We start from the raw sequence: 14482 nt of genomic DNA, 5'->3' as shown, positions 1-14482 counted from the left end.
ATGCCGCGAGGAGCATCCGTCAGACTCGAGGGGTGGACGACGAACGCCAGGAGCTCGGTGCCTTCCTCCGCTCCCGACGGGACCGGGTCTCCCCCTCCGACGTCGGTCTGCCCGCCGGTGGGCGGCGGCGCACCCCGGGCCTCCGCCGCGAGGAGGTCGCCCAGCTCGCCGGCGTCGGGGTGACCTGGTACACCTGGCTCGAGCAGGGCCGCGACATCCACCCGTCGGCGTCGGTGCTGTCGGCCGTGGCTCGAGTGCTGCAGCTGACGACCGCCGAGCGCGACTACCTGTTCGATCTGGCCGGTGCGGTGAGGCCCGACGCGGGGCTCGAGCGGTCGGTGCTCGATCCCACGGTGCTCGACCTGGTCAGTCGGCTCGACCCCGTTCCCGCCTATGTCCAGGACGGTTCCTACGACCTGCTCGCCTACAACGGCGCGTTCCGGTCGCTCATCACCGACCTCGACGCCATCCCGCCGGAGGAGCGGAACACGATGTGGCTGGCCTTCACCGATCCGGCCTGGCGTGAGGGGATGCCGGACTGGGAGGCGGTGACGGCGCGGATGGTCGCGCACATCCGTCCGCTCCATCGTTCGGGAACCGAGCGTGCTCGCGTGGCGGCCCTGGTGGCGGAGCTGTCGGAGCGGTCCGCGCGGTTCCGGGAGTTGTGGGCGCGACACGACGTGGCGGAACCGCGGTCGAGCGCGAAGGTGTACGACAGCCCTCGGCTCGGTCGGCTGTCGTTCACGGTCGTCACCACCTGGCTGCAGCCCGCCCAGGGGCTGCGGATGCTCGTGCACCTCCCCGCGGACAGCGAGACGGAGAGGCGCCTGGCTCACGACAGCCGGTCCGCAGCGGAGCGTCGCCCGATCCGCTCGGCGCTCTGAGCGTCAGCAGACGACGTCGATCGGCGAGAACCCGCCCTCATTCGCGCCCGCAAGGGGCCCCTTCTCGCCGTTCGACGAAGTGGCGCGTCCTCGCCCGGGCCGCGCATGCGCGGGGCAGCGCGGGCGGGACGGGGTCACCAGACGATGCCGCCGCCGATCGAGATGCCGCCCCAGGTGAGGAGTATGAAGATCGCGGCGAAGACGACGGGGGCGATGCCCTTCCCGCCGCGCGCGAGGCCCTTCAACAGACCGATCACGGCGAAGACCGCAGCGACGACCGAGAGCCCACCGCCGAGGATCAAGCCGATGAAGAGCGGGATCGGCATGAGCAGCAGGCCGACGAGGCCCAGCCAGAAGGCGGCCCAGGCGCTGGGGTTCGAGCGGCGACCGTCGTAGGTGGAGGACATACCCCATTATCCGCTGAACGTCGATCGACGGGGCAGATGACGGGGAGGCCGGCCCGGTCGGAGTCATCGCTCCCGACCGGGCCGGCATCCGCCGAGACCTAGTCGCCCGCGCTGTCCACCCTCGTGCCGCGTCGGCGGCGGCGGGCGATGAGCACCGCGGTGGCACCGCCGGCGAGGACGATGAGGGCGACGATCCCGATGAGCAGCGCCTGGCTGCCCGTGCTGGCGAGGTCGCCGTTCGAGCCGCCGCCCACGCCGACCGAACCCGAACCCGCGCCGGGCTGGCCCGCTCCGGGCTGGCCCGCGCCGGGCTGGCCCGCGCCGGGGTCGGTCCCGGGGCCGGTGCCCGGACCCGTGCCGGGCCCCGGGTCGACGACGACCGCGCCGAAGACCGAGGCGAGCAGGCGCACGGCCTCGACCGGGTCGCCGCTCAGCAGCACATGCTCCGCATCGGCGGTGATGCCCGCCGACGCGTCGCCGGTCACGGCGGTCCCGTCCACCATCGCGTCCTGCGCCAGGTCGCGGACGACCGAGACGAGCGTGTCGGACGAGGTGAGCGTGGGTGTGTCCATCGCCGCCAGCGCGACGGCGTTCGTCGAGACGGCGTCCGCGCCGGGCACGAGCTGTGCGGCGGCGTTCGCCGCCAGCTGCGCGACGGTCCCACGCGCCTCCGCCGAGTCCACGACCGAACCCGACCCGTCCCAGACCGGAGCGTCGAGGAGCGCCTGCACCGCATCCTGTGCCGCGCCGGTCGGCAGCGACGAGGCCAGCGCCTCGAGGCGTGCCCGGGGAGCGTCGGTGCGCTCGCCCCAGCCGTACGCGTAGAGCGGCGAGTACGACTCGTCGCCGACGTTGATCGGCACCTGGTCGGCCGCGGCCGGCCAGGTGAGCGGCAGGCGTCCGGTGAAGGGCGTGTCGCCGAACAGCACGTCGGCCACGCCCGCGCCCTCGCTTCCGGGGAGGAACGAGGCGACCAGGCCGGAGATCTCGTCCATCTTGTCCGTGACGATCTGCGAGCGTCCCGCCACGACGAGGACCACGCACTCCATGGCGCCGCAGACCTTGTCGATGGTCGAGCGGTCGGCGTCGCTGAGCGACAGGCTGTGCCCGTTGTTGCCGACGTCGCCCTGACCCTCCGCGTACGGGGTCTCGCCGACCACCACCACGCCGATGCTGTCGCCGTCCATCGGGGCCGAGGCATCCTTGGAGTAGGTGATCTCCGCATCCGGGGCCACCTGCTGCATGCCCGCGAGGATGGTGGTGCCGGTCGTGGCGGTGGGGCCGGAGTTGCCCTGCCACGAGATCGTCCAGCCGCCCATCTGGTTGCCGAGGTCGTCGGCGTTGGATCCGGCGACGTAGATCGACGCATCCTTGGCCAGCGGCAGCACGCCGTCGTTCTTCAGCAGCACCTGCGACTCGGCGGCCGCCTGGCGTGCATCCGTCCGGTGCGCCTCGCCGCCGAACTGGTCGGCCGTGCTGCGGTCGGTGAGCGCGTTCTCGAACAGCCCGAGCTCGAACTTCTGGGTGAGGATGCGGCTCACGGCGTCGTCGACGCGGCTCTGGGCGATCGTCTTGTCGACCGTCACCGCGTTCTCGACGCTCGTGATGAAGGCGCCGAAGTTGTAGGGAGCCATCGCCATGTCGAGCCCCGAGTTCACCGAGCGCACCACCTTCTCGGCGTACGTGCCGCCGGGCAGCTTGTCGATGCCCTCCCAGTCGCTGATGAGGAACCCGTCGAAGCCCAGCTCGCCCTTCAGCAGGTCGGTGTTGAGGGCCGTGTTCTCGTGCATCCGGATGTCGCCGGCGCCGCCGATGTCGACTCCCGAGTACGACGGCATGATCGTGCCGACCCCGGCGTCGATCGCCGGGATGTAGGGCGCCACGAACTCGGTCTTGAAGTCGTCGAGCGACGGCGAGTGGGTGAGGCCCTGGTCGATCGGATAGCCGTTGCCGACCTTCGTCGGGTCGTAGGCGGTGCCGCCGTCGCCGACCCAGTGCTTGGCCGAGGCGAGCACCTCGTCGTTGCCCGACTTGTCGGTCGGGTCGGAGCCCTGCAGGCCGACGATGCTGGGAGCGGCGAAGGTGGAGACAAGCGCCGGGTCCTCGCCGAACGACTCGTAGGTTCGGCCCCAGCGCTCGTCGAGTCCGACGCAGAGGCACGGCGCGAACGCCCAGTTGACGCCCGTCACCTTCGTCTCGACGGCGGTGTCCTGCGCGAGCTGCTGCACGAGGGCGGGGTCGCGGGTGGCGCCGAGCCCGATGTTGTGCGGGAAGATCGTCGCGTCGAGAACGTTGCTGTGCCCGTGCACGGCGTCGGCGCCGTAGAGCAGCGGGATCTGAAGGGGCGTCGAGAGCGCCTGCTCCTGGAACCCGTCGACCATGTCGGCCCACGCCTCGGGCGTGTTCTGCGCCGGGGTCGATCCGCCGCCGGACAGGATCGAGCCGAGCCCGAGGTCGGCGATCTGGCTGGGCGACGTGAGTCCGAGGCGCTCGGCCTGCGCCATCTGCCCGACCTTCTCCGAGAGGCTCATCCGGCTCATCAGGTCGGCCACGCGGGTGGCGATGGGCAGCGACGAGTCGAGGTACGGCAGCCCGTACGCGTTGACGACCACCTTCGGCGGGCTCGCGGGGAGCTGGGCGCCGTCGGCGTCGAGCTCGATCGGGATGCTGCGCGCCTGGTCGCCCGCGGCATCCGTGGTGAGCGCCGTCACGTCGAAGGTCTGCGTCTGGCCGGATGCGGTGCCCGCCGAGAAGGTGAGCTCGCCCCCGAACGCCCCGACGTGGGTGCCGATCTCGGCGGTGCCGGTCCCGGGGCCGTAGGTGACGGTGACGTCCTCGGTGAGCGCCTCGCCGTCGGAGGTGTTGAGCGTGACACCGACCTGCGCGGTCTGGCCGCGGTCGACGAGGTACACGTCCTTCGTGGTGTCGACGGTGAGGTTCGCGGCCTGCTGCGGCGTGCCGTAGAGCTGCGCGTCGTCGACGGCCCAGCCGGTGCTGGTCGCCTTGCCCGGGGTGAAGGTGATCGCGAAGCCCCATGCCTTCGTGAGGTCGAAGGTGCCGTTCTGCGTCTCGGCGCTGCCGGGCTGGTAGCTGCCCAGTGTGAAGGCGCTGAACGGCAGCTCGACGAGCTTCCAGCGGCTGGTGGAGCTGCCCCAGTTGTCCTTGAAGGTCGTGGTCCACAGCTCGGAGTGCTCGCCGTCGGGCCCGCCGTCCTTCACCTCGACCTTGATGTCGTCGCCCGCGGTGGGCGAGGCCGGGTTGCTGGCCTGCGAGGCGTACCACCAGAAGCGGATGCCGCGGTACGAGCTCCAGTCCTGCGACGACGCGAGGTTGTCGCTGAAGCCGGCGTACCCGCCCGAGGGGATGAGGTAGTTCCCCGACAGCACCCTGTTGTCGGGCACATCGCCGCGCTCCTGGGCGGTGACGTCCATCGTGACGAGGTTCTCGGCGCTGCCCCAGGTGAAGAAGCCCACAGGGTCGGCGGAGGTGCTGAGCGGCACGTCGCCCTGGAAGTCCTCGAGGGTGGTCGCCCGCTCGAAGATCGCGAAGTCGTCGAACCGGTACGTGCCCGCGCCGAGGCCGGTCAGGGTCACGGCGAAGCCGGTGGAGGCGCCGGGCTCGAAGCGTGCCGGATCGGAGGGGTTGCCCTTGAGGCGCAGATCGACGAAGACCACGTTCAGCTGGCGCCACCCGACCGTGTCGTCGACGACGTTCTTGTCGAACAGCTGCCCGTTCGACTTCACCTCGAAGCTCAGCGTCTTGCCGGTGCCCTGGCCGAGGAACCAGAAGCCGAAGCCGTCGGCGGCCGACCAGTCCTGGGCCGCGGTGTCGTTGGTGAAGCCGAACCAGTCGTTGGCGCCGGGCTCGCCCGACACGGTCGCGACGAGCACGTGGTTGTCGGTGGCCGCACCGGGGATGCCGTCGTCGACGGCGGTGGTGAGGACCGGCTTGAAGGCGTCGGCGCTGGCCCAGGTGGAGTAGTCGGCGGGGACGCCGGACTCGAAGCCCTGCAGGATGGTGCGGGCGCCGTCGTTGGGCAGGTCGCCGCTCGGGCGGAGCGTGACGACGGCGGTGCTCCTGGTGCCGACCGTGATGCCGTCGGAGGGCTCGGACAGCGCGAGCGTGAAGGTCCGCACGGGGGCGAGGGCGCCCTGCGACACCGTCGGGACGGTGACCGGCACCGAGGTCTCCCCCGCGGGGATGGTGATGGTCTCGTCGACGGCGGTGTAGTCGGTGCCCGCGACGGCGCTGCCGTCGGCGCTCTGCACGCGCACGGTCTGATCGGTGGCCGAGGGGCTGTTGAGCGTGACGTTCACGGTGGCGTCGCTGCCCGCGCTCACGTCGATCGACTGGTCGTCGAAGCCGGCCGACGGCACGGCGACGCTGCCGCGCACGGCCAACGTGAAGATCGAGTAGCCGTAGTAGTGGAGCTTCGGGGCCTCCCAGGTGAAGGCGACGCGCTTCAGCATCGCGACACGCACGTAGCGGGCGTCGGTGGGGGTGGCGAAGGTGACCTGGTCGGTGCCGCCATCGCTGTCGGTCACGCTCGCGGCCGTGCTCCAGCTGGCCGGGTCGTCGGGGTTCGCCGAGGCGACCTGCACGTCGTAGGCGGTCGCGTACGCGGCCTCCCACGCGATCTCGACACCCGTGACGGTCGCGTCCGAGCCGAGATCGCTGGTGAGGCTGGCGGTGAAGGTGGTGTCGGCATCCGGACCGTTGCCGCTGGCCCAGCGGGAGGTGCCGTCGCCGTCGGTGGCGTTCGACGCCGGGAAGCTCCCGTCCTGGTCGTTCTGCGAGGCCGACGCGGTCGTCGTCCCGCTCCTGGCGAGGTCGGGTTCCGCCGCGGTCGCGGTGGCCGTCTGCCCGGCCACGAGGCCGGCGCCGAGCAGGGCAGCGACCACGCTCGTGGCGAGGGCCGAGCGGAGGCGATGACGGGAGGTCGGGCGGGATGCGGCGGGCCGCGGGGCGAGCAGAGTCACTGTCACTCCTTCATGACTGTCCGTTCAACGGCGAACGGAACCCCCTGAACGCGTGTGCCGCATCCGGGGGGTCGTGCGAGAAGCTTGTCATCCGGGCCTCTCGCGGTCAAGGCCACGGGTGGCGGATGACAACGTTTGACACAGCCACCGCGCATCCAATACCGTCGAGGCAATCCTTCGTCTGACAACGATGTCACATCCGTCCCGGCCCGACCCGCCCAGGCGAAGCCCCCGACACAGCCATCCTCGGCGAAGGAGTCACCGTGGCAGCCCATCGACCCGAACGAGCACGATCGCGACGAGGGGCGCCACTGCGCCGAGTCGCCGCGCTGATCACCGCCGCCGCGCTCTGCTCCCCCGTCATCGCCCTCACCGGCCCTGCGCTGGCCGCCTCCGCGGCGCCGTCGAGCCCCGCGGCCGTGGTCGGTCCGGCGGCGTACGGCGCCCCCGACGACACCGCCGCCGAGTACTACGCGGCCCTGCTGCGCCACACCCGGTGGACGAACACGGTGTGGGATGCGTCGATCAACGCGTACCAGTCGAAGGACTTCAACTTCGCGGTCGTCCTGGGCAACGCGGTCCTGCTCACGCACGGCGACTACGACGCCTCGATCGCCGGCATCTCGAAGGACGAGCTGCGCACCCGGACCATCAGCACCATCAGCTACTACGCCGCGAAGAACCGCTTCGTCGACCCGAAGGGCACCTGGGGTCAGCAACTGTTCTGGGACTCGACCTTCCAGTCGTACTTCCTCGATGCCGGCCGCCTCATGTGGGACCAGCTCGACGCGCAGACGCAGCAGAACCTGGTCACCATCGCCACGGGCCAGTCCGCGTACACCGCCGATCTGAACTACGGGAACGACCCCCGTTCGGGCTCCTGGACGGCCGACTGGCCCACCGGCAAGTACGAGGGCGACACCGCGCAGGAGGAGTCGGGGGTCTACACCCAGGCGCTCACCCCCGGTCTCGCGTGGGCTCCGAACGACCCGGATGCGGGCCGCTGGGCCGAGCAGCTCGGCGACTGGGCGCGCAACGCCGCCGGTCAGCCCACCGCCGACGCGAACAACCCCGCGATCGTGGCGGGCAAGCCGATCTCGTCGAACACGATGCACACCATCTGGGACACCTACCTGGTCGAGAACCACGGCTCGTTCGGCCCCCACTACCAGTCCGACATCTGGCGCTCGGGCGGCCGCAACGCGATCCAGTTCATCCTCAACGACCAGCCCGTGCCCGACTTCCTCACCCACCAGCCCAACTCCGCCGAGCTGTGGCAGTCGATCAAGCTCGTCATGAGCGACCAGGGCGAGCCGTTCATGCCGATGGTCGCCGACCGCGAGTACCTCTACGGCCGCGACGTGCTGCCCATCGCGTTCCTCGGCCAGGTGCTCCGCGACCCGGACGCCGCTCGCGCCGAGGCGAACCTCGCCGGCGCTCTCGAGGAGTACCAGGCCTACGCGCCTGTCGACCGGCTGACCAAGTTCTCGGGTGAGCCGAAGTACGAGCCCGAGGCGCGCGCCGAGATCGCCATCTCCTACCTGCTCCACGTCGAGGCCGCGCAGTCGGCCGACGGCCCGGTGCAGCCCACCCCGCAGGACCAGTTCTTCGACCGGCTCTCCGGCGTGCGCGACTACGGCAGCGGCCCCGGCCTCACCGTGCAGCAGACCCCGGATGCGTGGGCCGCGGCCTCGAGCCACCCCGGCTTCCTGAAGTTCCCGTGGGTGCCGTCGCACGACTCCTGGCTGTTCGCCCTCTCCGGGTCGAACCCGTTCCTCTACCCCACGAGCGGCGCCACGGTCGACGACCGCCAGGTCACGACCTACACCGATCCTCGTGACGGCTTCGAGGGCACGTCCTCCGTGTTCCGCATCGGCGACGGCTACGCGGGCCAGGTGACGCTGCCCACCGGATCCGCGATCTACGCCTCCACCGGCGCCGGCTGGCAGGACGGCACGGTCTCCGTGCGCAACCTCGACCTCTCCGGGTACGACGGACTCGACGGATCGCGCACGTACACGACGGCCGAGGGCTCCACCACGGCGACCCTGCCGGTGACGGTCCCCGCCGACCCGGTGGATGCGCAGGCCGCGCGGATCGACGACCTCTCGTTCGACCCGGTGTCGGCACGCTACGTCCGCATCCAGGGTCAGCAGGGCAACCCGAAGTACGGCTACTCGCTGTACTCGCTCCACGCCTACGGCGCCGGCGCCTCCACCGACCTGGCCGCGGGCAAGCCCGCCACCGCCTCCAGCGAGGACGCCAAGGGCGGCAGGACCGCGTCGACCGTGACCGACACGAACCCCGGATCCCGCTGGGCCGTGGCGACCGACCAGCGCACCCGCGCCGACTCGTGGATCCAGGTCGACCTGGGCGCCGAGCAGACCGTCGCCGCGGTGCGACTGGCCTGGGAGGCCAGCGCCGGCGAGCGGTACCTCGTTCAGACCTCCTCCGACGGCGTGACCTGGACCACGCAGACCGCGTACACCGGCTCCGCCGACGCGAACGCGGCACGCGTCGACAGGATCGACCTCACTCCCCCGGGCGCATCCGCTCCGGCCCCGGTGGACACCCGGTTCATCCGGATGCAGGGTGTGCAGGGCGACTCGGCCTACGGCTACTCGCTCTACACGCTCCGCGCGCTCACCGCCGACGGCACGAATGCGGCCGCCGGGAAGCCGGCCACCGCATCCAGCGAAGACCCGACGAAGCCGGCCTCCGCGGTCACCGACGCCGACGGCACCTCCCGCTGGGCGGTGTCGAAGGCCGACCGCGGTCGCGCCGACTCGTGGATCCAGGTCGACCTCGGCGCGCCCACCTCGATCGCCCAGGTGCAGCTCGCCTGGGAGTCTGCGGCCGGACGCGAGTACCGCATCCAGACCTCGCTCGACGGCGAGACCTGGACGGATGCGGCGAGCTACCGCTACACCGGTGACCAGATCGCCTCGAGCGAGGGCTCGTGGATCAACGTCGAGGACGAGGCGGGCTTCGTCGTCCGCGGCGGACAGGCGCCGATCACCGTCTCGACCGAGGACCCGTCGATCAACGCGGTGCGTCTCGGCGGCGGCGACCAGCCGTTCCTCGTCGAGATGGTGCCGGGCGACTCGGCAGCGACCGCCGCGCAGGATGCGGCCGCCGAGCCGACGACCGACACGGCCGGGCTCCTCGTGAGCTCGCTCGACGGGTATCTCACGGCGTTCAACCTCACCGATGCGGAGGTGTCGGGGACGGTCAGCGTGCCCTACACCGGCGACACGGTGTCGCTGTTCGCCGGCGACCAGACGCTCGGCGCCGACTCGTCGTCGCTCGCCGTGACGGTGCCCGCGGGCAGCGCGGTCGTGCTCGCCCCGCGGGCGACGATCGCCGCCGCCGCGGCCGACGGGCTCGCCGTGTCGGTCGTCGACGGGCGGACGATGAGTGTCACCCCCGCGTCCGCGTCCGACTCCGGCTCCGGCTCCGCTCTCGCGGCTGACCCGGTGCCGGCGACGGTCGACGTGACGAACGCGGAGACCGGGCAGACGCAGTCGCTGCCGGTAGGCGGCATCGCGGTCGCCGGTGCGGCGACCTTCCCGGGCGCGACCCCGTTCCCGGTGCCGGACCTCGCGCTCAGCACGCTGACGTTCCCCGGCTCGGTGCTGCCGGCCGGCATGACCGCCCCGACCCTCGCGGTCGACGGCGACACCGCCACCTCGTGGACGCCGGGACCCGACGGCCGGATGGTCACCGACCTCGGTGCCGCACATCCGATCGGGACGGTCACCACACTCTGGGACGGCGCCGACGCCCCGACCGCCACCGTGTCGGTGAGCGACGACGGGCTCACGTTCACCGACGTGGGCACGATCGCGGCCGGCACGACGCACGGCGCGGTCGAGGTCGCAGCGACCGCACGGTACGTCGCCCTGTCGACCACCTGGGCCGACGGCGACCCCGGTCTCGTCGCGCTGCGGGTGCTCGCGCCCGGCGCGGTCGACGACGCCGCACCCGGTCCGATCACGGGCGAGCTGTCGGATCTGACGGTGGGCCAGGCCGCATCCGGCACCCTGCACGCCGACGGGACCCCGACGCCGACCTACGCCGTGGTCGCCGGAGCCCTCCCCGCGGGCGTGGTGCTCGACACCGCGACGGGCGTGTTCTCGGGCACGGCGACGACCGCGGGCGAGTACGCCTTCACGGTCGCCGCGTCGAACGGAGTGGGCACGCCGTCGGTGCGCGACTTCGCCGGGGTCGTCGCGGCGCAGCCGACGACGCCTCCGACCGACCCGGGTGACGGATCCGGTGGGTCCGGCGGTTCGGGTGGCGACGGCGGATCGGCGGGCTCAGGCGGCTCGACCGAGGCGACCGACTCGGGTGACCTGGCCACCACGGGTCTGGTCGTCGGCTGGTCGCTGGTCGGCGCGCTCGGGCTGCTCGTCGCCGGGGCCGTAGCCTTCGCCGTCACCCGCCGCCGCGCGCAGCAGGGCTGACGGCGGTCGAGGGGCCGGTCGGATGACGGCGGGCCCCTCGACCTTCGCTCAGGCCGGAACGCTCAGGCACGAGCGCTCGGCCGGAGCGCTCAGGACAGTGCGCTGAGGCGGTCGAACTCCTCGTCGGTGAGGGTGATCGAGGCGCCCGCGACGTTCTCCTCGAGGTGCTCGACCGACTTCGTGCCGGGGATCGGCAGGATCGCGGGCGAACGCCGCAGCAGCCAGGCGAGCGCCAGCTGGCTCGGCGCGGATCCGTGCTCGGCGGCGATCGACGACAGCACGCTGCCGGGGCCCGACAGCTCGCCGGTGGCGAGCGGGAACCACGGGATGAACGCGATGCCGTTCTCGGTGGCGTAGTCGAGAACGTCCTCCGACTTGCGGTTCGTGAGGTTGTAGAGGTTCTGCACGCTCACGATGTCGGCCACCGCACGCGCCTGCTCGAGCTCGGCCACCGACACCTCGGAGAGGCCGATGTGCCGCACCTTCCCCTCGTCCTGCAGCGCCTTGAGCTCGCCGACGGTCTCCTCCACGGGCACCTTCGGGTCGATGCGGTGCAGCTGCAGGAGGTCGATGCGCTCCACGTCGAGGTTGCGGAGGTTCAGCTCGGTCTGCTGGCGGATGTACTCGGGCCGGCCGACGGGGATCCATTGGCCGGGGCCCTGGCGGGTGAAGCCCACCTTCGTCGCGATGACGAGGTCGTCGGCGTAGGGGTACAGGGCCTCGCGGATGAACGCATCCGTCACATAGGGGCCGTAGACGTCTGCCGTGTCGATGAGGTTCACGCCCAGCTCGACCGCACGGCGCAGCACACGCACGGCGCCCTCGTGATCCTCGGGCCACCCCCACACGCCCTGGCCCGTGAGCTGCATCGTCCCGTAGCCCAGCCGGTGGACCGTCAGGTCCCCGCCGATGGTGAAGGTGCCGGATGCGGATGCGTTGATGTCGGTCGTCTCTGCCATGCCGAGCCCAACCTCCCCCGGTCGGGAGCTATTCCCCGCCCGGCCGTCCGACCCGGGGCCGATGTGACACTCCTGGTGGGCTATCGCGCTCCCAGGCCGCCACGAGTGTCACATCCACACCGATCCGGAGGGCTCGTGCAGAGTAGGGGGATGACCGCACCGCGCCAGCTCCGCCTGATCATCGAGACCGACGACTTCGATCAGGCCGTCCGCTTCTACCGCGACGTGCTCGGCATGCCCGAGCAGCCGGCGTTCGCCACGGAGGGCGACGATCGCGTCTCCATCCTCCACGCGGGGATCGCGACGATCGAGCTCGCCACCCGCACCCACATCCGCGCGATCGACGCCGTCGAGAACGCGCCGTCGACCGAGGGCCCGACACTCCGCATCGCCCTCGAGGTGCCCGATACCGCGGAGGCGGTCGCGGTCGCCGAGGGCGCCGGCGCGGAGCTGCTGGCGCCGCCCACCGAGACGCCGTTCCGCACGATCAACGCGCGGGTGCAGGGCCCGTCGGGGTGGCAGGTCACGTTCTTCCAGGAGCTCGAGACCCTCGAGGAGCGCACCGCCCGCCCGGGCTTCACCACGGACGACGACCGCGCCCGCTGAGGTTGCTGGTCACCGGTCACCCTCAGCGCCTCGGCGATCCTCGCCTGGATCTACGGGGGATGAGGGACGCCGTTCTGCGACGTTTCGGCTGGTCATGAGGCGAATCACGCCCTGAGGAGGCAGGCGCTGAAGCGCCCCGGGTGAGCGCGCGCCTCGCCTCGTGGTGACGCCTCTGCGCCCCTCGGCCACCCGCGGATCCACCCGCTCTCACCCCTCGACGGGGGTGGGATCTCGCCCTGTCGGGCGAAGGCCGGTATCGACGTGCGCTCGGAGAGTGAGAGCCGCCCTCCCCGAGAGGGCACGTCCGCGCCGACCCGAGCGTGGAGGTGATCTCGTAAAGGAACCCGAACCACATGACGACGAAGTCCCGTCCCTCACCGCTGCGCCGGACACTGATCGGCGCACTCACCGCGACGCTGGGCCTGGCCGGCGTGCTCGTCGGAGGCGTCTCGGCCGCCTCCGCCCACGAACCCCGCGCCAGCGTCACCTGCCAGCAGCTCACGGTCACCCTCGAGGACTACAACTCGAACGCCACCAACACGGTGGAGGTGTGGGTCGACGACACCGTCGTGCAGCCCGAGACGCCGTTCGAGACCTCGTTCGCACGCACCTACGCCTTCGACGACTCCACCGTGGCGCACACCTACCGGGTCTCCGTCCACGCCAGCGATGACCCGGACGGCAGCCGGGGCTACTCGGTCGACGAGTCCGGGTCCTCCACCGCCTGTCCGCCCGCCGCGCCGACGGTGACCGCGTCCGCTCAGGCCTGCACCACCCCTGGCGGCACCACCGGAACCATCGACGCCACGATCACCGGCGCCCCCGGCCGCGGCTACACCGCGACCGTGAAGGACCGCACCGGTCAGGCGCTGACCACGATCCCCGTCACCGACGGCACCGCCACCTTCGCCGACCTGCCGCTGAACGCCGACTACACCGTCACCGCCACCGACACGCGTGCCGACGTGCACTCCACCAGCGACGTCGTCCACCTCGGTGACTGCCCGCCGGCTCTCCCCACCATCAACGCGCAGGCGCAGCAGTGCACCACCCCGGGCGGCACCAGCGGCAGCATCACCATCGCCACGGCCACCACGCCCGGCCGTGACTACGTCCTCACCGTCACCGACGCCGCAGGGACCACCGTCGCCACCCGGACCCTCGCGGGATCGGCGTCCGGTTCGACCACCATCGACGGCCTCCCCACCGGTGGCAGCTACACCGCCACCGTGACCGACACCGGCTCGCAGCAGACCGCATCCACCCAGCCCGTGGCGCTGCAGCCCTGCCCGGCGCTGCCCCCGCACCAGGCGACCACCGCCTCCGGAACGGGTTCGACGCTGGCCAGCACCGGAGCGGCACCCGCGCCGTGGCTGATCGTCTCGGCGCTCGCCCTGTTCGCGGGGATCGGCGCCCTCACCGCCCACCGGCTCCGCCGCAGCTGACACAGCGCATCGCGACGGTGTGGGGCTCTCCTGCGGGAGGGCCCCACACCGCTGTCATCACGTCGACTGTTGTCATCACGTCGACTGTGCGGATGCGGCCGCGCCGGTCACCCGGGCGCCTCAGCCTCCGCCTTCGCCTTCGCTTGGCCGGATCGGAACGCGAGGTGCTCCTCGCGGAGGATCGCCCACGACTGCTTGTCGTGGAAGACACCGCCGTTGAGCCAGGCGCCGCGCAGGGTGCCCTCGAACCGCATCCCGACCCGCTGGGCGACCGCGGCACTGCGGACGTTGTCGGCCCGGCACCGCCACTCGGCGCGGTTGAGCCCGCGCTCGAGCAGCGCCCAGTCGAGCAGGGCAGCGACCGCGGGCGTGATCAGTCCCTTCCCCTCGGCGGCCGGCTCGAGCCAGCATCCGATCTCGCACACCCCGGCGGCGGCGCTGAAGCTCACGAACATCACCCCGCCCCGGAGCACCCCGTCGACCCAGATGCCGTAGAGGCGCCCGCCGTCGGCGGCGGCTGAGGTCGCGTACCGGGAGAGCGTCGCGGCGGCGCCCTCGACGGTCTCGGTCACGAACGAGGGGCCCACCCAGGGGCGGATGTGCTCGCGCGCGCGGTCGAGATGCGCCGCGAACTCCTCCGCGTGCCAGATCTCGAGGGGACGCAGTTGGGCGGTCGGGCCGAGGTCGAGTCGGAACATGGGACCAGCGTTGCACAACAGTCGTTATGTCGTCCATA

Annotated in this window: 8 protein-coding genes; 4 read left to right on the top strand and 4 right to left on the bottom strand. The window is 71.8% G+C overall.

Translation table 11 applies throughout. The annotated features are described in order from the left end of the window. Positions 1-32 precede the first annotated feature (32 nt). The gene (locus ACFJGV_RS12725) at positions 33-884 is read left to right on the top strand and encodes a helix-turn-helix transcriptional regulator (protein WP_378144326.1); all 852 of its coding nucleotides are present in this window, start codon (positions 33-35) and stop codon (positions 882-884) included. 134 nt (positions 885-1018) lie between these two features. On the opposite strand, the gene ACFJGV_RS12720 is transcribed toward ACFJGV_RS12725, so the two are convergent. Next, complete coding sequence (locus tag ACFJGV_RS12720; protein WP_378144324.1) at positions 1019-1291, bottom strand: hypothetical protein; 273 nt, start codon at positions 1289-1291, stop codon at positions 1019-1021. Positions 1292-1389: 98 nt separating this feature from the next. Then, positions 1390-6270, bottom strand: coding sequence for a glycoside hydrolase family 3 N-terminal domain-containing protein (locus tag ACFJGV_RS12715; RefSeq protein ID WP_378144323.1), 4881 nt, complete (start codon positions 6268-6270; stop codon positions 1390-1392). Positions 6271-6533: 263 nt separating this feature from the next. Here ACFJGV_RS12715 and ACFJGV_RS12710 point away from each other — a divergent pair, with 263 nt between their 5' ends. Continuing rightward, complete coding sequence (locus tag ACFJGV_RS12710) at positions 6534-10736, top strand: discoidin domain-containing protein (protein ID WP_378144322.1); 4203 nt, start codon at positions 6534-6536, stop codon at positions 10734-10736. A gap of 89 nt (positions 10737-10825) precedes the next feature. Here ACFJGV_RS12710 and ACFJGV_RS12705 read toward each other — a convergent pair whose 3' ends face one another. Beyond that, a complete protein-coding gene (locus ACFJGV_RS12705) occupies positions 10826-11695 on the bottom strand; it encodes an aldo/keto reductase (RefSeq protein ID WP_378144320.1) in 870 nt (289 codons plus the stop codon). 150 nt (positions 11696-11845) lie between these two features. Between ACFJGV_RS12705 and ACFJGV_RS12700 the strand changes: the two genes are divergently transcribed. Together ACFJGV_RS12700 and ACFJGV_RS12695 are read left to right on the top strand one after the other, a co-directional pair. Further along, positions 11846-12301 carry a VOC family protein gene (locus ACFJGV_RS12700; RefSeq protein ID WP_378144319.1) on the top strand — a complete coding sequence of 152 codons (456 nt, stop codon included), beginning with the start codon at positions 11846-11848 and terminating at the stop codon, positions 12299-12301. 353 nt (positions 12302-12654) lie between these two features. Further along, positions 12655-13746 (top strand): hypothetical protein, encoded by a 1092-nt coding sequence (locus tag ACFJGV_RS12695; RefSeq protein ID WP_378144318.1) that lies wholly within the window; start codon positions 12655-12657, stop codon positions 13744-13746. 107 nt (positions 13747-13853) lie between these two features. Here the strand turns inward: ACFJGV_RS12695 and ACFJGV_RS12690 are convergent, their stop codons facing one another. Beyond that, a complete protein-coding gene (locus ACFJGV_RS12690) occupies positions 13854-14444 on the bottom strand; it encodes a GNAT family N-acetyltransferase (protein WP_378144316.1) in 591 nt (196 codons plus the stop codon). Positions 14445-14482 lie beyond the last annotated feature (38 nt).

It is taken from the genome of Cnuibacter sp. UC19_7 (genome assembly GCF_042699995.1).
Taxonomy (GTDB): domain Bacteria; phylum Actinomycetota; class Actinomycetes; order Actinomycetales; family Microbacteriaceae; genus Cnuibacter.
The sequence above is the reverse complement of the archived record's forward strand: the minus strand, read 5'-3'. Positions and strand labels throughout refer to the sequence as shown.